The organism is Streptomyces africanus, assembly GCF_002150735.1.
Classification (GTDB): domain Bacteria; phylum Actinomycetota; class Actinomycetes; order Streptomycetales; family Streptomycetaceae; genus Streptomyces; species Streptomyces africanus.
Genome location: NZ_MUKA01000023.1, coordinates 23,733 through 42,963 on the forward strand (window position 1 = coordinate 23,733; position 19,231 = coordinate 42,963).

Consider the following 19,231-nt stretch of genomic DNA (forward strand, 5'->3'; position numbering starts at 1 on the left):
CTGGACGCGGGAGACGTCATGGCGCAGAGCGACACCAGCAAGGTCAGCCGCTGGGACCAGCACGGCCGGGAGCATGTCGTGCGGGTGCGGCGCACGGGCGTGCAGCGCACCATCAGATGCGACACCTGCGGCTGGCGCAGAGGCGCCCAGTTCCTGCCCTGGCTGAAGGCCGAGGAGCACCTGGCGGAGGCCCACCAGGCGACGGTGGACCCGACGGCGGCGTGAACGGCCGGACGGGCTTGCCCTAGTAGAGGATCGAGGGCAGGTACGCCCCGTCGGGCTCGTTGTAGAGGCCGATGGTCATCAGGCTCATCAGCTGCACGACCTTGAGGCCGTTGGACAGGCACCACCTCAGCAGCACGCTGTCGCTCGCGGGGACCAGGATGCCCGGGCCCGCGAACTGCGGGGCCGCCGCGATCAGGGCCTGGAGGTCCGGGGTGGTCTCGCCGACGGCGTGCGCGAAGAAGGCCAGGTCGGTGGCGTACCCGGTGACGCGTCCCGCGCGCTCGACGACCCGGGCGGTGCCCTGTTCGAGCCCGTCGGCGACCTCGCCGCCCCGGTCGACGCCGTGGACCTGCCGGCACACGTCGTCGCAGGCGCCGAGGTCCGCGTCCGTGGCCTCCCGCACGACGTAGCCGGGCAGCGCCCGCCCGATCGGCGGGCCCTGCACACAGGCCACCGTGGCCCGGTGGACGAAGCCCAGGCTGACGTACAGCGAGAACGACCTGTTGTGGTAGCCGCTCTGCAGGAGCCGGATGCCCGGCGCCCCGCGCTCGTCGGCGCGCTCCATCACGTCCCGCATCAGACCGCGGCCCACACCCGCGTTCTGCACGGCGGGGTCGACGGTGACGGGCCCGACCCCGACGACGGCCGAGCGTTCGTCGAGGAAGTTGCTGCCCACGATCCGCCCGTCGAGCTCGGCGACGACACTGTAGAAACCGGGGTGCGTCAGGGCTCCCTCGATCACCGCCACACCCACGTCGGGGCTCGGGATGTCAGGTGGGAACGCGTGCTCCCCGGCGATGCCGGCGAAGGCCTCGTAGCAGATCCTGCCGCACTCCGCGGCATCGTCCGCGGTGCCCGGACGCAGTATGAGATCCACGATCGCCATCCCCTTCTCAGCGCCCCCGCGCGGCGACCCACCCCTTCCCATCCTGTGCCTCTCCCTGCCGGGGCGCACTCGGCACGGCGGTCCTCTCAGGCCCGCAGCGCCCGGACCAGCAGGTCCATGACCGCCGTGAAGTCCGCCTCGATGCCGGGCTCTTCCCACTCCCGGGCGTAGCAGGGGTCGTGGAAGCGCCCCGTGGCGTGGAAGAGGGCCAGGGCGGTCGTCCCGGGGCCGGCGCCGGCGGCGAAGGCGCCGGACTCGACGCCCGCCTCGACGATCCGGGTCAGCTGGCCGGTCAGGTCGGCGATGTGCTCGCGCACCACCGTGCCGTTCTCGCCGGTGAGGACCATGTACGTGGCGAACAGCTCCGGATCCTCGCCCGCCTTGCGGCGCTTCGCGGCGAACAGCGTGGCGAGCCAGTCCCGCAGCCGGGCCTCCGGGTCGCGGTCAGCGGCGACGATCCCGGCCAGTTCCCCGGACGTGCGGTCCAGCCAGCGCTTGGTGACGGCCTCGCGCAGCGCCGCCTTGGTGCGGAAGTGGCGGTAGACGCTGCCGTGGCTGACGCCGAGCGCGCGGGCCACGTCCACCACGGTGGCCTTGGCCGGGCCGTGCCGGCGCAGCACCTCCTCGGTCGCCTCGAGGATGCGCTCGGCGGTCAGGATCTCGCTGGTCGGTGCCATGCCCCTGACCGTACCCGGAGCCCGGTTCAGCTCTCGAGGTGTGCCATCTGGGCCGCCGGGTAGCGGTCGCCGGCGGCGGCGCCGGGCGGTACGGCCTCCTCGATCGCGGCCAGGTCGGCCGCCTCCAGCGAGACGTCCAGCGCGCCCAGGGCCTCCGTGAGCCGGTCGCGGCGGCGGGCGCCGACCAGGGGCACGATGTCCTCGCCGCGGGCGAGCACCCAGGCGATGGCGATCTGCGCGACGCTGACGCCCTTCTGCTCGGCGATCTTCCGCAGCGCCTCGACGAGGTTCAGGTTGTGCCGGAGGTTGTCCCCCTGGAAGCGCGGCGACATCGCCCGGAAGTCGCCGGCGCCGAGCTGCCGGTCGGCGGTGAAGTGCCCGGAGATCAGACCCCGGGAGAGCACGCCGTACGCCGTGATGCCGATGCCCAGCTCGCGCGTGGTGGGGAGGATCTCGTCCTCGATGCCGCGCGAGATGAGCGAGTACTCGATCTGGAGGTCGGAGATCGGCGCGGTGGCGGCGGCCCGCCGGATCGTCTCGGCGCCGACCTCGCTGAGGCCGATGTGCCGCACGTATCCCTTCTCGACCAGTTCCGCGATCGCGCCGACCGTCTCCTCGATCGGCACGTCGGGGTCGAGGCGGGCGATGCGGTAGACGTCGATGTGGTCGACGCCGAGCCGCTGGAGGGAGTACGCGGCGAAGTTCCGCACGGCGGCGGGCCGGCCGTCGTAGCCGGACCAGCCGCCGTCCGGGCCGCGCAGGGCGCCGAACTTCACACTGACCAGGGCCTGTTCACGCCGGGCGGCGGGGGCCGTGCGCAGGGCCTCGCCGATCAGCATCTCGTTGTGGCCCATGCCGTAGAAATCGCCGGTGTCGAGCAGGGTGACGCCCGCTTCGAGCGCCGCGTGGATGGTCGCGACGGACTCGGCCCGGTCCGCCTCGCCGTACAGCGCGGACATGCCCATGCAGCCGAGGCCGAGGGCGGAGACCTGGGGGCCGGTGGTTCCGAGGGGTCGGGTTCGCATCGTCATGCCATCCACTGTGGCATGACAGCTGACAGATTTCAATATCTGTCAGCTGTCACCCAGTGCCCGGCGTGGCGACGACGACGAAAGGCGTGAAAACGCCGGTGCCGGGCCCCTCCGCGGAGGAACCCGGCACCGGCGTGCGCAGAAGAGGCGATCAGCAGCCGACCAGGCGGGCCGCCAGGTAGCCCTCGATCTGGTCGAGGGAGACGCGCTCCTGCTTCATGGAGTCGCGCTCGCGCACGGTGACCGCGTTGTCCTCCAGGGTGTCGAAGTCGACGGTCACGCAGAACGGCGTACCGATCTCGTCCTGGCGGCGGTAGCGGCGGCCGATCGCGCCGGCGTCGTCGAACTCGATGTTCCAGTGCTGGCGCAGCGCCTGGGCGAGGCCCTTGGCCTTCGGGGAGAGCTCCGGGTTCCGGGACAGCGGGAGCACCGCGACCTTCACCGGGGACAGGCGCGGGTCGAGGCGCAGCACCGTGCGCTTCTCCATCTTGCCCTTGGCGTTGGGCGCCTCGTCCTCGATGTAGGCGTCCAGGAGGAACGCCAGCATCGCGCGGCCGACACCGGCCGCGGGCTCGATGACGTACGGGGTCCAGCGCTCGCCGGCCTCCTGGTCGAAGTAGGTGAGGTCCTGGCCGGAGGCCTTGGAGTGGGCGCCGAGGTCGTAGTCCGTGCGGTTGGCGACGCCCTCCAGCTCGCCCCACTCGCTGCCGCCGAAGTTGAAGCGGTACTCGATGTCGGCGGTGCGCTTGGAGTAGTGGGAGAGCTTCTCCTTGGGGTGCTCGTACCAGCGCATGTTCTCTTCACGCAGGCCGAGACCGGTGTACCAGTTCCAGCGCTGCTCCATCCAGTACTCCTGCCACTTCTCGTCCTCGCCCGGCTTGACGAAGAACTCCATCTCCATCTGCTCGAACTCGCGGGTGCGGAAGATGAAGTTGCCGGGCGTGATCTCGTTGCGGAAGGACTTGCCCATCTGGGCGATGCCGAACGGCGGCTTGCGGCGGGAGGTGGTCTGCACCTGGGAGAAGTTGGTGAAGATGCCCTGGGCGGTCTCGGGCCGCAGGTAGGCGATGGAGCCGGAGTCCTGCGTCGGGCCGAGGTGCGTGGACAGCAGGCCCGAGAACTGCTTGGGCTCCGTGAACTGGCCCTTGTTGCCGCAGTTGGGGCAGTTGACGTCGGCCAGGCCGTTCTCCGGCGGGCGGTTGTGCTTGGCCTCGTAGGCCTCCTCCAGGTGGTCCGCGCGGAACCGCTTGTGGCAGGAGGTGCACTCGGTCAGCGGGTCCGTGAAGGTGGCGACGTGGCCGGAGGCGACCCAGACCTCGGGGGCCAGGATCACGGACGAGTCGATACCGACGACGTCCTCGCGCGACGTCACCATGTAGCGCCACCACTGGCGCTTGAGGTTCTCCTTGAGCTCGACACCCAGGGGGCCGTAGTCCCAAGCGGCGCGCTGACCGCCGTAGATCTCACTACAGGGGAATACGAAGCCACGGCGCTTGCTCAGGCTGACGATGGTGTCGATCTTGTCGGCGGCCACGGTGCTCTCTTCATTACGACGACGGGCGACGAAGCGAGTTGCTTCCAGCGAATGACTCAGGTTACCGGCGGGGGCGCCCCCTCAATCAAATCGCTCCCCCTCCCGCGACCGCCAGACCCCGTCCCCGGAACCCGCTCAGCTGGTTTGTTGACAACGGTTTCCATATTTGATGAAAATGAGTGTCATGAACGTACGACGACGCCTCATATCCGCCACCGCGGTCAGCGCGGCCACCGCTCTCGGCCTCGGTGCCCTCTCCGCCTGCTCCAGCGACAGCGCGGCCTCGGGCAACACGGACAAGTTCGACGTCGTCGCGTCGTTCTACCCCATGGCGTTCCTCGCCGAGCAGATCGGCGGCGACCACGCGAACGTCACCAGCCTGACCGAGCCCGGCCAGGAGCCGCACGACCTGGAGATCAGCACCAGGCAGCGGGCACAGCTCGAAGAGGCCGACGCGGCGCTCTACCTCAAGGGCCTCCAGCCCGCCGTCGACGAGGCGGTCTCGCAGACCGGCATCAAGACGAAGATCGACGCGGCCGCCCTGACCACCCTGGAGGACCACGGCGGCACCGAGCACGCCCACGAGGGCGAGGAGGGGCACTCCGAGGAGGAAGAGCACGCCCGCGACCCCCACATCTGGCTGGACCCGGTGAAGTACGCCGAGGTCGCCCAGGGCGTCGGCAAGGCCTTCGAGAAGGCCGACCCGGACCACGCGGCCGACTACAAGAAGAACACCGCGGCCCTGGTCCAGAAGCTGAACGGCCTCAACAGCACGTTCGAGAACGGCCTGAAGGACACGAAGACCAAGGTCTTCTTCACCAACCACGCCGCCTTCGGCTACCTCGCCGAGCGCTACGGCCTCACCCAGGAGGCCATCTCCGGCCTCGACCCCGAGAGCGAGCCCAGCGCCGCCCGGGTCAGGGAACTCCAGCAGGAGGCCAGGGCCGACGGCGTCACCACCGTCTTCTACGAGACACTGGTCTCCGACAAGACCGCCAGGACCCTGGCCCGGGACGCGAAGCTCAAGACGGACGTCCTCGACCCGCTCGAGGGCATCACCGACAAGTCCCGCGGTGACGACTACTTCCAGGTGATGGAAGCCAACCTCAAGGCCCTTCAGGCAGCCCTGGGAGCGAAGTGATCGACCCATCGGAGGACGGCATGACCGAGCCCGTCGTATCCCTGCGCGGCGTCCGCGCCGACCTGGGCTCGCGCCCCGTCCTGCGCGGCATCGACCTCACCGTGCACCACGGTGAGGTCGTCGCGCTGCTCGGCGCGAACGGCTCCGGCAAGTCCACGGCCGTGCGCAGCATCATCGGCCAGGTGCAGACCGGTGCCGGCCAGATCGAACTGTTCGGCACGGACCGCAGGCGGTTCCGCGACTGGCACCGCGTGGGCTATGTCCCGCAGCGCACCACGGCCGCCGGCGGCGTGCCCGCCACGGTGACCGAGGTGGTCTCCTCGGGCCGCCTGTCCCGGGCCCGCTTCGGCGTGCTGCGCAAGGCGGACCACACGGCCGTACGGCAGGCCCTGGAGCTCGTCGGCATGGCCGACCGGGCCAAGGACTCCGTCAACGCGCTCTCCGGCGGCCAGCACCAGCGGGTCCTGATCGCCCGCGCGCTGGCCTCCGAGCCGGAACTGCTGATCATGGACGAGCCGATGGCCGGGGTCGACCTGGCCAGCCAGGAAGTGCTCGCGCACACCCTGCGCGAGCAGGTCTCGCAGGGCACGACCGTGCTGCTGGTGCTGCACGAACTGGGCCCCCTGGAACCCCTCATCGACCGGGCGGTCGTCCTGCGCGACGGCTGCGTCGTGCACGACGGACCGCCCCCGAAGGCGGTCGGGCAGCACGCCCTGCCCGGCCACGACCACGTACACCCGCACGCACCCGCGGGCGCCGAACCGATCCGCACGGGACTGCTGAGCTGATGGACTTCCTCGACTACGCCTTCATGCAGCGGGCGCTGCTCGCCGCCGTCCTGGTCGGCATCACGGCGCCCGCCGTGGGGATCTACCTGGTCCAGCGCCGCCAGGCCCTGATGGGCGACGGCATCGGGCACGTGGCGATGACCGGCGTCGGTCTCGGCTTCCTGCTGACCTGGTCCCCGGTGTGGATGGCGACCCTCGTCTCCGTCATCGGCGCGGTCCTCATGGAGCTGATCCGCTGGTACGGCCGGACCCGCGGCGACATCGCCCTCGCGATGCTCTTCTACGGCGGCATGGCCGGCGGTGTGATGTTCATCAACCTCACACCGACGGGCTCCAACGCCAATCTGACGTCGTACCTCTTCGGCTCCCTGTCGACGGTGTCCGAGTCGGACGTCACGGCGATCTGCGTGCTGGCCGCCTTCGTCGTCCTGGTCACCCTCGGTCTGCGCCGGCAGCTGTTCGCGGTCAGCCAGGACGAGGAGTTCGCCCGGGTGACGGGCCTGCCGGTGCGGGCCCTGAACCTGCTGACGGCGATCACCGCGGCCGTCACGGTGACGGTGGCGATGCGCGTGGTCGGCCTGCTCCTGGTCAGCGCGCTGATGGTGGTGCCCGTCGCGGCCGCCCAGCAGATCGGCCGCAGCTTCGCCGCGACCTTCGTGATCGCCGTCGTCATCGGCGTGAGCGTGACGATCGGCGGCACCGTCACGTCGTACTACCAGGACGTCCCGCCCGGTGCGACGATCGTGCTGCTGACCATCGGCGCCTTCGTCGTGCTGACGGCGCTGGCGGCCCCGCTGGCCCGGCGCCGCGCCCGCGCCCGGAGCGCCGCGGATCCGGCCCACGACCCTGCCGAGTGCGCGATTCCGGCCACCCGGGAGGCATCCGACGAAGTCGGCGTCTGACCGCCCCCGCCCCGGGCTGGCACAATGGCCCGGGCAAGGCAGACGTGAGGAGGCAACGGTGACGACCGCTGGACCGTCCGTGAAGGGCCGCGCCACCAGGCAGCGCGCCGCCGTGGCGGCGGCCCTGGACGAGGTCGACGAGTTCCGCAGCGCGCAGGAACTGCACGACATGCTCAAGCACAAGGGCGACTCGGTCGGGCTCACCACGGTCTACCGCACCCTGCAGTCCCTCGCCGACGCCGGCGAGGTCGACGTCCTGCGCACCGCCGACGGCGAGTCCGTCTACCGCCGCTGCTCCACCGACGACCATCACCACCACCTGGTGTGCCGCGGCTGCGGCAAGGCCGTCGAGGTCGAGGGCCCGGCCGTGGAGAAGTGGGCGGAGGCCATCGCCGCCGAGCACGGCTTCGTGAACGTGGCCCACACGGTGGAGATCTTCGGCACGTGCGCCGACTGCGCGGCAGCGGCGAAGTAGCGGACCAGGGCGGCCCGGCCGCCGCTCGAGGGGCTGCCGGGCCGGGCGAGGCCGGTGAGACCTACTGCTGCTTGCCCTCCATGGCCAGCAGTTCCTCGTTCGGGATGGCCCCGCCGAAGCGGCGGTCCCGGGAGGCGAACTCCAGGCAGGCCCGCCACAGGTCGCGGCGGTCGAAGTCCGGCCAGAGCACGTCCTGGAAGACCATCTCGGCGTACGCGCTCTGCCAGAGCAGGTAGTTGGAGGTGCGCTGCTCACCGCTCGGGCGCAGGAACAGGTCCACGTCCGGCATGTCCGGGTAGTACATGTACTTCGCGAAGGTCTTCTCGTTGACCTTCGACGGATCGAGCTTCCCGGCCTTCACATCGGCCGCGAGCGCCTGCGCCGCGTCGGCGATCTCGGCGCGCCCGCCGTAGTTCATGCAGAAGTACAGCGTGAGCTTGTCGTTGCCCTTGGTCTGCTCCTGGGCGATCTGGAGCTCCTTGGCGACCGAGCGCCACAGCTTGGGCATACGGCCCACCCAGCGCACCCGGATGCCCAGCTCGTCGAGTTGATCGCGGGTCTTGCGGATGAAGTCCCGGTTGAAGTTCATCAGGAAGCGCACCTCGTCCGGCGACCGCTTCCAGTTCTCGGTGGAGAAGGCGTACAGGGAGATGGCGCCCACGCCCATCTCGATGGCGCCCTGGAGCACGTCGAGCACCCGCTCGGCGCCGACCTTGTGGCCCTCGGTGCGCGGCAGGCCCCGCTCCTTCGCCCACCGCCCGTTGCCGTCCATGACGATCGCCACATGCTGCGGTACGAGCTCTCCGAGCTTCGGAGGCCGCGCGCCGGACGGGTGCGGCTCCGGCGTCCTGTACTCCCGGCGCTGCCGCCCCAGGATCCCGCGTACGGCCATGTGTTTCTCGTCTCCTCGTGCTTGCTTGCCTTGCTTACTTCTCGACGTAGCGCAGGGAGCGCAGCCCGCGCTCCATGTGCCAGTGCAGATACGCGGACACCAGCCCGCTGCCCTCCCGGACGTACCGCGCCTCGCAGGCGTCCGCGGTCTCCCAGTCTCCCGTAAGCAGCGCGCCGAGGAGTTCCAGGGCCTGCGGCGAGGGTACGACGCTGCCGGGCACCCGGCAGTCCACGCAGACGGAACCGCCCGAGGCGACCGAGAAGAACCGGTTGGGCCCGGGCATGCCGCACTTCGCGCAGTCGGTGAAGCTCGGGGCGTAGCCGTTGACGGCGAGGGAGCGGAGCAGGAACGCGTCCAGCACGAGATGCGGCGCGTGCTCCCCGCGGGCGAGGGTCCGCAGTCCGCCGACGAGCAGCAGATACTGCTGCACGGCCGGCTCCCCCTCGTGGTCGGTGAACCGCTCGGCGGTCTCCAGCATCGCGGTCCCGGCGGTGTACCGCGCGTAGTCGCTGACGATCCCGCCCCCGTAGGGCGCGATGGTCTCGCTCTGCGTGCACAGCGGCAGCCCGCGTCCGACCAGTTCGCTGCCCTTGGCGAAGAACTGCACGTCGACGTGGGAGAAGGGTTCGAGGCGCGCACCGAACTTCGACTTCGTCCGGCGCACGCCCCTGGCCACCGCCCGTACCCGTCCGTGACCGCGGGTGAGCAGCGTGATGATCCGGTCCGCCTCACCCAGCTTCTGGGTGCGCAGCACGATGCCGTCGTCGCGGAACAGACTCATGGCGCCATTCTCGCAGGGTCATGGTGTCAAGGGACCTCACCCCTGCTGCGGGCGTTGGCGTACTGCGTCGCCGCGCGCAGCCGCTCGGCCGGGGTGGCGTGCCGGACGGCACCGGGGTCGGCGTCCCACTCCTTGCCGCCGCCGTACGGCCTCAGCTGTACGTAGGGCCCCTCATGCCCCATGACGATGCCGATGCGGCCGCTGCGGGTGTCCACGACGTACGCGCCGACCGGGGGCTTCATCGCGGCACCGCCGCGTGCCGCCGGACCTTGGCGAGTTCTGCCCGCAATTCTTTCACCGCATCCTCCGCTTCTTCGGCGCAGAGCGCCGAGTGTCGTGCCTCCACCGTGCTCCCCTTCCTTGCGGAGTTTCACTCTTCGCATCTTCGCGGTGACGCTCCGCGTCTACACTCCGGAGGAGTCTGTGCCCTACAACTGCGGGGCAGCACAAAGGGGTTCGGGCATGATCGAGCCGTGGACACGAGTACGGGGACGAAAAAGAAGACCGAGCCGGGCCGGCGTACAGACCTGGAATGGTCGCTGCGGGCCGCGGAGCCGGCCGATGTCGAGGCGATCGCGGAACTACGGGCGGTGGTGATGCGCCCGGACCTGGAAAGGCTGGGCCGCTACGACGCACACCGGGTCCGGCAGCGCCTGCGGGACGGCTTCCGCCCCGAACACACATCGGTCGTCCTCGCGGCCGGCACCTTCGCGGGCAGTGTGGCCCTGCGCCCGTCGGGGGACGGCCACTGGCTGGAGCACTTCTATCTCACCCCGGCCGTCCAGGGCCGGGGCCTCGGCTCGGCGGTCCTGCGAACCCTGCTGAGCGGGACGGACGCCACCGGCACGGCCGTCCGCCTCAACGTCCTGCGGGGGAGCCCGGCCCGGCGCCTCTACGAACGCAATGGATTCACGGTCGAATCCCAGGACCCGGTCGACGTCTTCATGCTGCGGCCGCCGGGCGCCGGTGTCGCAGCGGTGTGAAGCGAACGGGCAGGCCCGGCCGGGCCTGGGCCGCGGCGGGCAGCCGGGCCTCGGGGACGACGCCGATGACGGGGTAACCGCCGGTGGTGGGTGAGTCGGCGAGGAAGAGCACCGGCCTGCCGTCGGGCGGTACCTGGACCGCGCCGAGCACCATGCCTTCGCTGGGAAGTTCGCCGTCCACCGCCCGTTCCAGCGCGGGTCCGTCCAGCCGCAGGGCGATGCGGTTGCTGTGGGGGGACACGGAGAAGCGGCCCGCCGCGAGAGTGCGCACGGCGGCGGCGGTGAACCAGTCGTCGCGCGGGCCGAGCAGCACGGGAAGCACCAGTTCACGCGGGGGCCCGTCCCACAGGGCCAGGTGGTGGGGCGGCGGGCCCGCACCGGCCGGTTCCCCCAGGGGCAGGATGTCACCGTCCTTGAGGGGCGCGGGGCCCAGCCCGGACAGCAGATCGGTGGAGCGGCTGCCGAGGACCGGAGGTACGGCGATGCCTCCGCTCAGGGCGAGATAGCCGCGCAGCCCGAAGGTGGCGGCGCCCACGTCGAGCACCGCGCCGGCCGGCAGGCGGACGGGGCTGCCCCAGGCCGCCGGCCGGCCGTCGACGTACACCGGGGCGGGCGCACCGGTGACGGCCACGGTCACCGGCCGGGTGACGCGGATCGCCACGCCGGTCAGCGTCGTCTCCAGGGTGGCGGCGTCGGCCGGGTTGCCCACCAGCCGGTTCGCCAGCCGGTGGGCCGGCTGGTCCAGGGCGCCCGAGCGGGGTACGCCGAGAGCCGCGTGACCGAACCGCCCCTGGTCCTGGACGGTGGTCAGCGCACCGGCCCGCACCACTTCCACCTTGCCGTCACTCACGCCGCCGCCCCCTCGGAGTCAGGCACGAAACGCACCCGGGTGCCCGGCACGAGCAAGGCGGCCGGCTGCCGGTCCAGGTCCCACAGCGTCACCGAGGTACTGCCGATCAGCTGCCATCCGCCCGGCGAACTCCGGGGGTAGATGCCGGTGTAGTGGCCGGCCAGGGCCACCGACCCGGCCGGAACCGAGGTGCGCGGCTCCGCCCGGCGCGGCACGACGTACGGCTCGCCCAGTCCCGTCATGTACGCGAATCCGGGGGCGAACCCGGAGAACGCCACCCGGTGTTCGGCGCCGCTGTGCACACGTACCACCTCGTCCTCGCTCATGCCCCACAGCTCGGCGACCACGCCGAGGTCGGCACCGTCGTACCGGACGGGTATCTCCACGAGCTCGCCGCTGTCCGCCGCCCGGGAAGGAGCGGACCAGTGGCGCAGTTCCGCCTCCAGGCCCGGGAGATCGTGCACGCCGTACAACAGCACGGTCCTCTCCCCCGGCACGATCTCCCGCACCGGCGTCAGGGTGCCCTCGGCGCGGCGGCGCAGCAGTTCGGCATGCCAGGCCTGAGCCTCGCCCGGCTCGTCCAGATCGATGAGCAGCGAGTCCTGCCCGGCCCGCAGCAGTCTCATACGAACGCCTCCAGCCGGACTCCCGCGTCCAACAGTGCCGTGCGGACCCGGAGCGCCAGGCCGACCGCTCCGGGGGTGTCGCCGTGCAGGCACAGCGACCTCGCCCGGATCCGTACCGGCTCACCGGTGAGTGCGGTGGTGCGGCCGTCGCGGGCCAGCGCGACGGCCTGCCGGGCGACCTGAAGGGGGTCGCTGATCACGGCGCCGGGTGTGCCGCGCGGGACCAGGGTGCCCGCCGCGGTGTAGGCGCGGTCCGCGAAGGCTTCGCCGACCACGGCCAGCCCTTCTTCGGCGGCCGCTCGGTGCAGGGCCGAGCCGGGCAGGCACAGCACGGCCAGCCGGGAGTCCGCGAGCCTGGTGCCCGACGCGACGGCGGCGGCCTGTTCGGGGTCGGAGACGACCCGGTTGTAGAGCGCCCCATGCGGCTTGACGTAGGCGACGTCCGCCCCGGCGGCGCGGGCGAACACCTGAAGGGCGCCGATCTGGTAGGTGACCTCGTCGGCCAGTTCACCGGCGGGAACGTCCATGGCCCGGCGCCCGAAACCGGCGAGATCCCGGTAGGAGACCTGGGCCCCGATCCGCACCCCCCGCTCGACGGCCGTGTCACAGACCCGGCGCATGATGCCGGGGTCGCCCGCGTGGAAGCCGCAGGCGACGTTGGCGCTGGTCACCAGCTCCAGCATGGCCTCGTCGTCGGTGAGGACCCACCGTCCGTAGCCCTCCGCGAGGTCCGCGTTGAGATCGATCACGACGTCCGTCATCCCTGGTGCCTGTTCTCCTCGCGACCGCACATGTTCCGTAGTCATCACCCGAGTCCGCTTCATCCGACGCGGTAGTCGGTGTCCCGCGCATCCGTGATCAGCATGTGTCCGGGCGCGTGGGTGAGGGCGAAGGGCGGCCGCGATGCCATCAGGGCGGCCTGCGGGGTGACACCGCACGCCCAGAAGACCGGGACGTCGCCGGGCTCGGCCTCCACCGGGTCACCGAAATCGGGGCGGGCGAGGTCGTCGATGCCCAGGTCCGCGGGGTCTCCGACGTGCACCGGCCCGCCGTGCACGGCGGGCATCCGCTCGCTGACGCGCGTCGCCGTGTCCACCAGGCCGGCCGGGATCTGCCGCATCGACACGACCATGGGACCGTGGAGCCGCCCCGCGGGCCGGCACGCACGGCCACTCCGGTACATCGCGACGTTGCGTCCCTGGTCGACGTGGCGCAGTGGTACGCCCGCCTCGTTCAGGGCGGTTTCGAAGGTGAAGCTGCATCCGATCAGGAAGGTGACCAGGTCCTCGCGCCAGTGGCCGACGACGTCGGCCGGCTCGTCGATCAGCCGGCCGTGCTCCCAGACGCGGTAGCGCGGCACATCGGTCCGCAGGTCGGCGTCCGGGGCGAGCGCCGTGGACCACGAGCCGGGGTCCGTGACGTCGAGCACCGGACACGGCTTGGGGTTGCGCTGACAGAACAGCAGGACGTCGTAGGCCCAGTCGGCGGGCACCGTGATCAGGTTGACCTGGGTGAATCCCCCGCACCATCCGGCAGTGGGCCGGCTCTCGCCGCGTCGGAACAGCTCTCGGGCCTGAGCGGGGCTCAGGGCTGCGGGGTCAGCAACGGTTGCCACCAGCGGTCCTTTCGACAGGGGAAACCAAGGACGGCTTACGCGTCCACGAACCCAGGCTAGAGGATTGTTGAACAATCCGACAAGAGGCGTGTTGTTCCATCCCCGGGTTTTCGATTGACTGACTCTCAGAGCTCACGGAGGAGGACCGAGGACGATGGTTGCCGAGCTGGATCCGGCCGTACTGGTGGGCGATCGCGCCCTGCTGGGGCGGTCCAGTACCGCCGAGCGGGTCGCCGACATCCTGCGCACCCGCATCTCCGAGGGTCACCTCCCGCCGGGCGGCAAGCTCTCCGAGGACACCATCGGCAAGGCACTCGGCGTCTCACGCAACACCCTGCGAGAGGCCTTCCGGCTGCTCACGCACGAGAAGCTGCTCGTCCACGAGCTCAACCGCGGGGTCTTCGTCCGGAGGCTCACCGTCCAGGACGTCACCGACATCTATCAGGTGCGCCGGCTCATCGAATGCTCGGTGGTCCGCCACCTGGGCGACCCGCCCTACGAACTGGCGGATGCCGAAGCCGCCGTCGCCGAGGGAGAACAAGCCGCCGAGGACGGCGACTGGCTCAAGGTCGGCACCGCCAACACGCACTTCCACGACGCGGTGGTGGCCCTCGCCGGAAGCGTCCGCCTGAACGAACTGATGCGCGGCATCCTGGCGGAACTGCGTCTCGGCTTCCATGTGATGGGCGCGCTGCGGGAGTTCCACGAGTCCTATCTGGCGCGCAACCGGGACATCCTCGCCGCCCTCAGGGCCGGCGCCACCGTGAAGGCGGAGCTCCTGCTCGCCGACTACCTCAACGACGCCGAGCAGGAACTCGTCCGGACGTACTCCGAGACCATCACGGCCGAAGCCGACCGGGCCGAGTGATCCGGCCGGGCGTCTAGGGACAGGCCCTAGGGCATGGGCCACCGCAGCCGCGCGCGAGCCACGTCAAAGGGGTAGACCAGGCGGTAGCGCCCCTTCTGGATCTGCTCCACGACGCCCCGGGCCCCGGTGTTCTGATGGTTGTCGTCGAACTTCACGCCGTCCCACGGCATGATCGTGTCCCGCCCCGGAACGTCGAGGTTCACCAGAGCGGAGCGGATGTCCGCCGGTGAAGGGGAAGCGGCTTCGTCGACCGCCTGGGCGAGGGTCATCACCGCCGTGAACGCACGCGCGGCGTCGTCGTTCATGGGGCTGCGATACGTCCTCCGGTAGAGGTCGGCGACGGCCCGGGCCGCCGGGTTGTGCGTGGCCAGGTCCGCGGACCAGGCGAATCGACTGCATATCCCTTCCGCGTCGCCTCCCTCCGTCCTGACGAAGGCCGGGTCGGCATAGCCCCCGCCGAAGGCCATGAGAGCCGGCGGCTCGTACGACACGGCGCGAGCCTCCTCACTCAGTGCGAGCGCCTGCGGCGTGTACAGCAGTGTCAGGACGACATCCGGAGCCGAACCACGCACCTCCGCAACGGCCCCCGAAAGGTCGGTGGACCTGGCACTCACTTCGACATCGGCCACGACATCGCCGTCGACCTGGGAGGCCAGGCGCTTGATCATGCCCGATCCGTCCTCCCCGTACTGGTCGTCCGTGTGCACCACGGCGATGCGCCGAACGGCGGTGCCTTCGCTCTGGCGCTCCTTGAGCAGCGAGAACACGACCCTGCCGTAGCCCAGGTCGGAGGGCCCTGTGCGGAAGAACCAGTCCAGGCCCCGCTCGGTCAGCGACGCTGCGGAGGATCCGCCGTTGACGAAGGGGATCCTCAGCTCCTCGGCTCGCGCGCCGGCCGACCGGGTGACCGCCGATTCGTACCCGCCGGCCACGGCCACCGCGCCCCGTCCCCTCACGAGCCGCTCCAGCTGCCCGGCACCGGTCGTGCCGGAAGCGGCGGTGTCGGCGGACAGCAGCCTGATCCTCGCGTGGTCCGCCCGGGGAAGCCCCTCACCCGGGCCGAGCGGCAGCGGGATCGCTGCCGCATCGTCGTTGACGATCTTCACCGCCAGTTCGGCACCTCGCCTGGTGTCGGCACCCACGGTGGCCGCGGGGCCTGACAGCGGGGCCAGGAATCCGAGGGTCACGGTGGCCCCGGGTCTCGCCACCGGGTCACCTGTGCAGGCGGAGGTGAGCAGCAGAGCCGAACAGAGGACGGCGATCGTGCCGGCGGCGCGTCTCGGCATCACTGGTGTTTTCCTTCCGCGGTGAACGGTACGGCTGGCGGTTGATGGTCGGCGGCCGCGTGCAGTCCGTCGGAGAAACGGCGGTGGACCAGCCAGTCCTGCGCCGAGCCGAACGCGGGTTCCGCGGCTGAGGTCTGCGGCGGGAGAACCTGCCCGGGGTGCTGCGCCCCTGGGTACTCGGGCCCGTCGGCCGCAGGATGCTCGAGCCTGGCCAGCAGGTGGCGGGGCAACCGCACCAGAGCCGTCGTCCCGTGCCCGGGCGAGGGGGCGAGGGTGACCGAGATGCCGTGTCTGGACGCGAGACGGCTGACGACGAAGAGGCCCATGCTCTGGCCCGCCTCGGGGTCGAACACACTGACCGAGGCCAGCCGGTGGTTGGTGACCGCCATCTCCTCGGGGGTCATCCCCACCCCCTCGTCCACGATCGAGATCACCGGATCGGCGGTGCGGTCGCCGGTGACACCGCACGTCACGGTGACGGCCGAGTGGAGGCCGGAGAAGTGCGTGGCGTTCTCCATCAGCTCCGCGAGGAGATGCACCAGGTCGGTCACGGCGTCACCCGCGATGTCCGCCTCGACGGCCGGCCGGCAGACGATCCGGGCGTACTGCTCCACCTCGGCGCTCGCGGCGAGCAGTACCTCCGACAGGGGCATCGGACGATCCCATCCGCGTCCGGTGTCCGAACCCGCGAGCACCAGCAGGCTCTCGTCGGTCCGCAGCATCTGCGTGGCCAGGTGGTCCAGCCGGAACAGCCGCCCCAGACGCTCGGGATCCCCCTCGTCCTGTTCGAGGTCCCCGATCTCGCCGAGGAGCTTGCCCACCAGACGCTGGTTGCGACGGGAGAGGTGCACGAACATCCCGTTGATGTGCGCGCGGAGCGCGGCCTGGTCGGTGGCCAGCCGTACGGCCGCGTTCTGTACGGCGTCGAAGGCCCGGGCGACCTCGCCGATCTCGTCCCCGGACACCACCCCGGTGGGCGTGGCCCGGAAGTCGCCCAGGTCATCGGCGTCCGCCTGCCGCAGCCGTGCCAGGGCCTCGGGCAGACGGTGGTGGGCGACATCGAGCGCGGAGGCGCGCAGGGTCTTCAAGGGACGCGTCATCGAGCGAACCGCCGCGCTGACCACCCATCCGGTCGCCAGGAGCATGGCCAGCATGCCTGCCGCGCCCCACCACGCGGCCCACCGCCGTGAGGCGTGCGAGGCCTCGCTGACGGTGATCAGTTCGTCCAGGATCCGGGACTCGACCGTGCGCATCAGTGCGATCTTGCGACTGGAGACCTTGTTCCACCGCGCCGGCTCGATACTGATCCGGCCCGCCTGCGCCTGTTCGGCGGCCCGCTCCTGGATGGCCTGGGTGGCGCTGACCGCGGTTCCCTTGACGGCGTCGGCGTACAGAGTGCGCTGCGGTCGGCTGGTCGTGGCCAGGAAGTCGTCCACGGACTCCTGCTGGCGGGCGACCGCGCCGGCGAAGTCCGGGAACTGGCCGACGAGGAAGGTCCCGGTGGTCAGGACGGCGTTGAGTTCCGCCCGGACCCGGCTGGTGTTCTCCACGGCGACGGACAGGGCGTTGAGGGCCCGCACCCGTTGTGCGGACGCCCCGCCGCCGTTGTGCTCGGCGATCACCGGGCCGAGGTCCAGCAGTCTGCCCAGCATGACCGTGTAGCCGGTGACGATCGCCCCCTGGGTCAGTGCGGCCTCGTCCACTGCCGCACGCAGCCCGCCGAGCGTGCGCAACTCCTCCGCCACCCTGCGCAACGCCGCCCGCAGGTGCGGATCACCGGAGGTGTCCAGGGCACCCGCCGCCCGGCGGTAGGCGACAGCGGCGGTGTCGGCCGCGGCCCGCGGCCCGCCGAGGCCGCCGTGCGGGCCCTCGCGCCGTTCGGCGACGAACGCGGCCGTGGCATCACGCTCGTCCTGGAGAGCGTGCACCAGACCGAGGGCCGGGCGCTGGAGACGGGCCAGCGCGGCGAACCGCCCGTAGTCGTCGGCATCGCCGATGGTCCGGGACAGGCCGACGGTCGTCAGGAAGCCGGCGAGGAGACCGGGGATCAGGACGACGGCGGTGAGTTTGTGGCGTACCCGCCAGTTCTGGGGCCGGGCGAGGTGGCGCAAGGCCCCCGGTTCGGGCCAGTGACGCGGACGCGGTCTCGTTCTGAGGGCCCTGCCGGCTCTCGGATGCAAGGGATGAAGCCTCTCCTGTGCGCGGCGGCGCCCCGGGGCAACGGATCCGGGGACCCGTGGCGCCGGGGCGCCGCCGTACGGTGCGCACCTGTGGCGGGTCGCCTCAGGTGAGTTCGGTGCCGCGGGTCTCCGGCAGTCCCAGCAGGGCGACGAGAGCGATGGCGTAGCCGATGACCCCGTAGATCAGGGCGCCGCCGACGCCCGCGCTGCCCGCGGTGAAGCCGACCGCGGTGGGGAAGAAGGCGCCGAGGGCGCGGCCGACGTTGTACGCGAAGCTCTGGCCGGTGCCGCGGACCGCGCCCGGGTAGAGCTCGGCCAGGTAGGCACCGAACCCGGAGAAGATGGCGGAGGCGCAGAAGCCCAGCGGGAAGCCGAGGAACAGCAGCGTGGTGTTGGCGCCCTGCGGGATGTTGATGTAGGCCAGCAGCAAGCCGGCGCTGAGCACCGCGAAGAGGGCGAAGGTCTTCTTGCGTCCGAGCGCGTCGGTGATGTAGCCGGCGGCGAGGTAGCCCAGGAAGGCGCCGGTGATGAGCATGAAGAGGTAGCCGCCGGTGCCGACGACGGTGAGGCCGCGCTCGACCTTGAGGTAGGTGGGCAGCCAGGTGGCGATGGTGTAGTAGCCGCCCTGCACACCGGTGGCGAGCAGTGTCGCGAAGAGCGTCTTGCGGGCGAGGTCGCCCTTGAATATCGACGACAGCGGGACCCGCGGTTCCTTGCTCGCCAGCCGCTCGGTCACCTCGGGGGCGTCCTTGACGTTGCGGCGCACGTACACCAGCAGCAGCGCGGGCAGGGCGCCCGTCCAGAACATCACCCGCCAGCTCATGGCGGGGTCGAGGCTGTCCATGACGACGGTCGACACGATCACGGCGAGACCCCAGCCGACCGCCCAGGAACTCTGGATGAACGCCAGCACCCTGCCGCGGTAGCGGGCCTTGGCGTACTCGGCCACCAGGACCGCCCCGGCCGCCCATTCACCGCCGAATCCCAGCCCCTGGAAAGCCCGGCTCACCAGCAGCATCGGGTAGTTGACGGCGAAGCCGCACAGCACGGTGAAGAACGCGTAGGTGCCCACCGTGATCATGAGCGTCCTCACCCGGCCGACCCTGTCGATCAGCAGGCCCGCCAGGATGCCTCCGAGCGCGGACACCAGCAGCGTGACCGTGGTCAGCAGCCCGGTCTGCGCCGTGGTGAGGCTGAAGTAGGCCGCCATCGCCACCATGCTGAGCGGGAGCACCTGGAAGTCGTAGGCGTCGAGGGCGTACCCGCCGAACGCTCCCTTGAAGGCGCGGCGCCCTTGCGGGCCGAACGACCGGTACCAGGCGAATCGGCCGGTCACGTCCTCGGCGGCGACGGGGGGACGGGTGGGCGTGGTTCTCATGGAGACCTCACGGGAGGAGGGAACTGAGGGGAGCAACCGGCTCTGCGCACCAGCCGGCCTCGGCGTGGGAACAACCTAGGGATTGTTCAACGATCCCTCAAGAGGAATGGGGT

The 19,231-nt window shown here is 71.1% G+C and carries 21 protein-coding genes; 7 read left to right on the forward strand and 14 right to left on the reverse strand.

The features are described from left to right. Positions 1 to 18 precede the first annotated feature (18 nt). Positions 19 to 225, forward strand: coding sequence for a hypothetical protein (locus tag CCL05_RS03820; protein ID WP_037669683.1), 207 nt, complete (start codon positions 19 to 21; stop codon positions 223 to 225). Between the two features lie 19 nt (positions 226 to 244). On the opposite strand, the gene CCL05_RS03825 is transcribed toward CCL05_RS03820, so the two are convergent. The 4 genes from CCL05_RS03825 to CCL05_RS03840 all read right to left on the reverse strand — a co-directional run bounded on the left by CCL05_RS03825 (position 245) and on the right by CCL05_RS03840 (position 4,353). Continuing rightward, positions 245 to 1,111: a GNAT family N-acetyltransferase gene (locus CCL05_RS03825; protein ID WP_086559057.1), complete on the reverse strand. Its 867-nt coding sequence runs from the start codon at positions 1,109 to 1,111 to the stop codon at positions 245 to 247. Positions 1,112 to 1,197: 86 nt separating this feature from the next. After that, the gene (locus tag CCL05_RS03830; protein ID WP_086559058.1) at positions 1,198 to 1,788 is read right to left on the reverse strand and encodes a TetR/AcrR family transcriptional regulator; all 591 of its coding nucleotides are present in this window, start codon (positions 1,786 to 1,788) and stop codon (positions 1,198 to 1,200) included. A gap of 26 nt (positions 1,789 to 1,814) precedes the next feature. Next, positions 1,815 to 2,819 carry an aldo/keto reductase gene (locus tag CCL05_RS03835; RefSeq protein WP_086559059.1) on the reverse strand — a complete coding sequence of 335 codons (1,005 nt, stop codon included), beginning with the start codon at positions 2,817 to 2,819 and terminating at the stop codon, positions 1,815 to 1,817. Positions 2,820 to 2,970: 151 nt separating this feature from the next. Further along, positions 2,971 to 4,353 (reverse strand): glycine--tRNA ligase, encoded by a 1,383-nt coding sequence (locus CCL05_RS03840; RefSeq protein ID WP_086559060.1) that lies wholly within the window; start codon positions 4,351 to 4,353, stop codon positions 2,971 to 2,973. A 184-nt stretch (positions 4,354 to 4,537) separates the two neighbouring features. On the opposite strand from CCL05_RS03840, the gene CCL05_RS03845 reads away from it, so the two are divergent. Genes CCL05_RS03845 through CCL05_RS03860 form a run of 4 tightly spaced genes read left to right on the forward strand, consistent with a single transcriptional unit; the run spans position 4,538 to position 7,659 of the window. Then, positions 4,538 to 5,494 (forward strand): metal ABC transporter substrate-binding protein, encoded by a 957-nt coding sequence (locus tag CCL05_RS03845; protein ID WP_086559061.1) that lies wholly within the window; start codon positions 4,538 to 4,540, stop codon positions 5,492 to 5,494. Between the two features lie 20 nt (positions 5,495 to 5,514). Further along, positions 5,515 to 6,282, forward strand: coding sequence for a metal ABC transporter ATP-binding protein (locus CCL05_RS03850; protein WP_086559062.1), 768 nt, complete (start codon positions 5,515 to 5,517; stop codon positions 6,280 to 6,282). Beyond that, positions 6,282 to 7,184 carry a metal ABC transporter permease gene (locus tag CCL05_RS03855; protein ID WP_086559063.1) on the forward strand — a complete coding sequence of 301 codons (903 nt, stop codon included), beginning with the start codon at positions 6,282 to 6,284 and terminating at the stop codon, positions 7,182 to 7,184. Before CCL05_RS03850 ends, CCL05_RS03855 begins: the two co-directional genes overlap by 1 nt. A 58-nt stretch (positions 7,185 to 7,242) precedes the next feature. Beyond that, positions 7,243 to 7,659 carry a Fur family transcriptional regulator gene (locus CCL05_RS03860; protein WP_086559064.1) on the forward strand — a complete coding sequence of 139 codons (417 nt, stop codon included), beginning with the start codon at positions 7,243 to 7,245 and terminating at the stop codon, positions 7,657 to 7,659. Between the two features lie 61 nt (positions 7,660 to 7,720). Here CCL05_RS03860 and CCL05_RS03865 read toward each other — a convergent pair whose 3' ends face one another. From CCL05_RS03865 to CCL05_RS03875, 3 genes are read right to left on the reverse strand one after another with little or no spacing between them, the layout of a single operon-like run. Next, complete coding sequence (locus CCL05_RS03865; protein WP_086559065.1) at positions 7,721 to 8,551, reverse strand: isoprenyl transferase; 831 nt, start codon at positions 8,549 to 8,551, stop codon at positions 7,721 to 7,723. 34 nt (positions 8,552 to 8,585) lie between these two features. Then, entirely contained in the window at positions 8,586 to 9,332 is a 747-nt protein-coding gene (gene recO, locus CCL05_RS03870) for a DNA repair protein RecO (RefSeq protein ID WP_020273157.1), read from the reverse strand. A 26-nt stretch (positions 9,333 to 9,358) separates the two neighbouring features. Beyond that, a complete protein-coding gene (locus CCL05_RS03875; RefSeq protein ID WP_086559066.1) occupies positions 9,359 to 9,574 on the reverse strand; it encodes a hypothetical protein in 216 nt (71 codons plus the stop codon). 297 nt (positions 9,575 to 9,871) lie between these two features. Between CCL05_RS03875 and CCL05_RS03880 the strand changes: the two genes are divergently transcribed. Continuing rightward, positions 9,872 to 10,315 carry a GNAT family N-acetyltransferase gene (locus tag CCL05_RS03880; protein ID WP_244204148.1) on the forward strand — a complete coding sequence of 148 codons (444 nt, stop codon included), beginning with the start codon at positions 9,872 to 9,874 and terminating at the stop codon, positions 10,313 to 10,315. Here CCL05_RS03880 and CCL05_RS03885 read toward each other — a convergent pair. The 4 genes from CCL05_RS03885 to CCL05_RS03900 are packed head-to-tail and all read right to left on the reverse strand — an operon-like array spanning position 10,275 to position 13,406. Continuing rightward, a complete protein-coding gene (locus CCL05_RS03885; RefSeq protein WP_086559067.1) occupies positions 10,275 to 11,165 on the reverse strand; it encodes a 5-oxoprolinase subunit C family protein in 891 nt (296 codons plus the stop codon). The genes CCL05_RS03880 and CCL05_RS03885 overlap by 41 nt on opposite strands. Continuing rightward, positions 11,162 to 11,791, reverse strand: a complete 630-nt coding sequence (locus CCL05_RS03890) for a 5-oxoprolinase subunit B family protein (protein ID WP_086559068.1) — start codon at positions 11,789 to 11,791, stop codon at positions 11,162 to 11,164. Before CCL05_RS03890 ends, CCL05_RS03885 begins: the two co-directional genes overlap by 4 nt. Continuing rightward, complete coding sequence (locus tag CCL05_RS03895) at positions 11,788 to 12,552, reverse strand: LamB/YcsF family protein (protein WP_086559069.1); 765 nt, start codon at positions 12,550 to 12,552, stop codon at positions 11,788 to 11,790. The genes CCL05_RS03890 and CCL05_RS03895 overlap by 4 nt, the downstream gene beginning before the upstream one ends. Before the next feature lie 59 nt (positions 12,553 to 12,611). Next, positions 12,612 to 13,406: a putative hydro-lyase gene (locus tag CCL05_RS03900; protein WP_086559070.1), complete on the reverse strand. Its 795-nt coding sequence runs from the start codon at positions 13,404 to 13,406 to the stop codon at positions 12,612 to 12,614. Positions 13,407 to 13,560: 154 nt separating this feature from the next. Between CCL05_RS03900 and CCL05_RS03905 the strand changes: the two genes are divergently transcribed. Beyond that, positions 13,561 to 14,274: a GntR family transcriptional regulator gene (locus CCL05_RS03905; protein WP_086559071.1), complete on the forward strand. Its 714-nt coding sequence runs from the start codon at positions 13,561 to 13,563 to the stop codon at positions 14,272 to 14,274. 26 nt (positions 14,275 to 14,300) lie between these two features. Here the strand turns inward: CCL05_RS03905 and CCL05_RS03910 are convergent, their stop codons facing one another. The 3 genes from CCL05_RS03910 to CCL05_RS03920 all read right to left on the reverse strand — a co-directional run bounded on the left by CCL05_RS03910 (position 14,301) and on the right by CCL05_RS03920 (position 19,118). Further along, positions 14,301 to 15,560 carry an ABC transporter substrate-binding protein gene (locus CCL05_RS03910; protein WP_086559072.1) on the reverse strand — a complete coding sequence of 420 codons (1,260 nt, stop codon included), beginning with the start codon at positions 15,558 to 15,560 and terminating at the stop codon, positions 14,301 to 14,303. After that, positions 15,560 to 17,671, reverse strand: a complete 2,112-nt coding sequence (locus tag CCL05_RS03915) for a sensor histidine kinase (protein WP_158102413.1) — start codon at positions 17,669 to 17,671, stop codon at positions 15,560 to 15,562. Before CCL05_RS03915 ends, CCL05_RS03910 begins: the two co-directional genes overlap by 1 nt. Positions 17,672 to 17,843: 172 nt before the next feature. Then, positions 17,844 to 19,118 carry an MFS transporter gene (locus CCL05_RS03920; RefSeq protein ID WP_086559074.1) on the reverse strand — a complete coding sequence of 425 codons (1,275 nt, stop codon included), beginning with the start codon at positions 19,116 to 19,118 and terminating at the stop codon, positions 17,844 to 17,846. Positions 19,119 to 19,231: the final 113 nt, after the last annotated feature.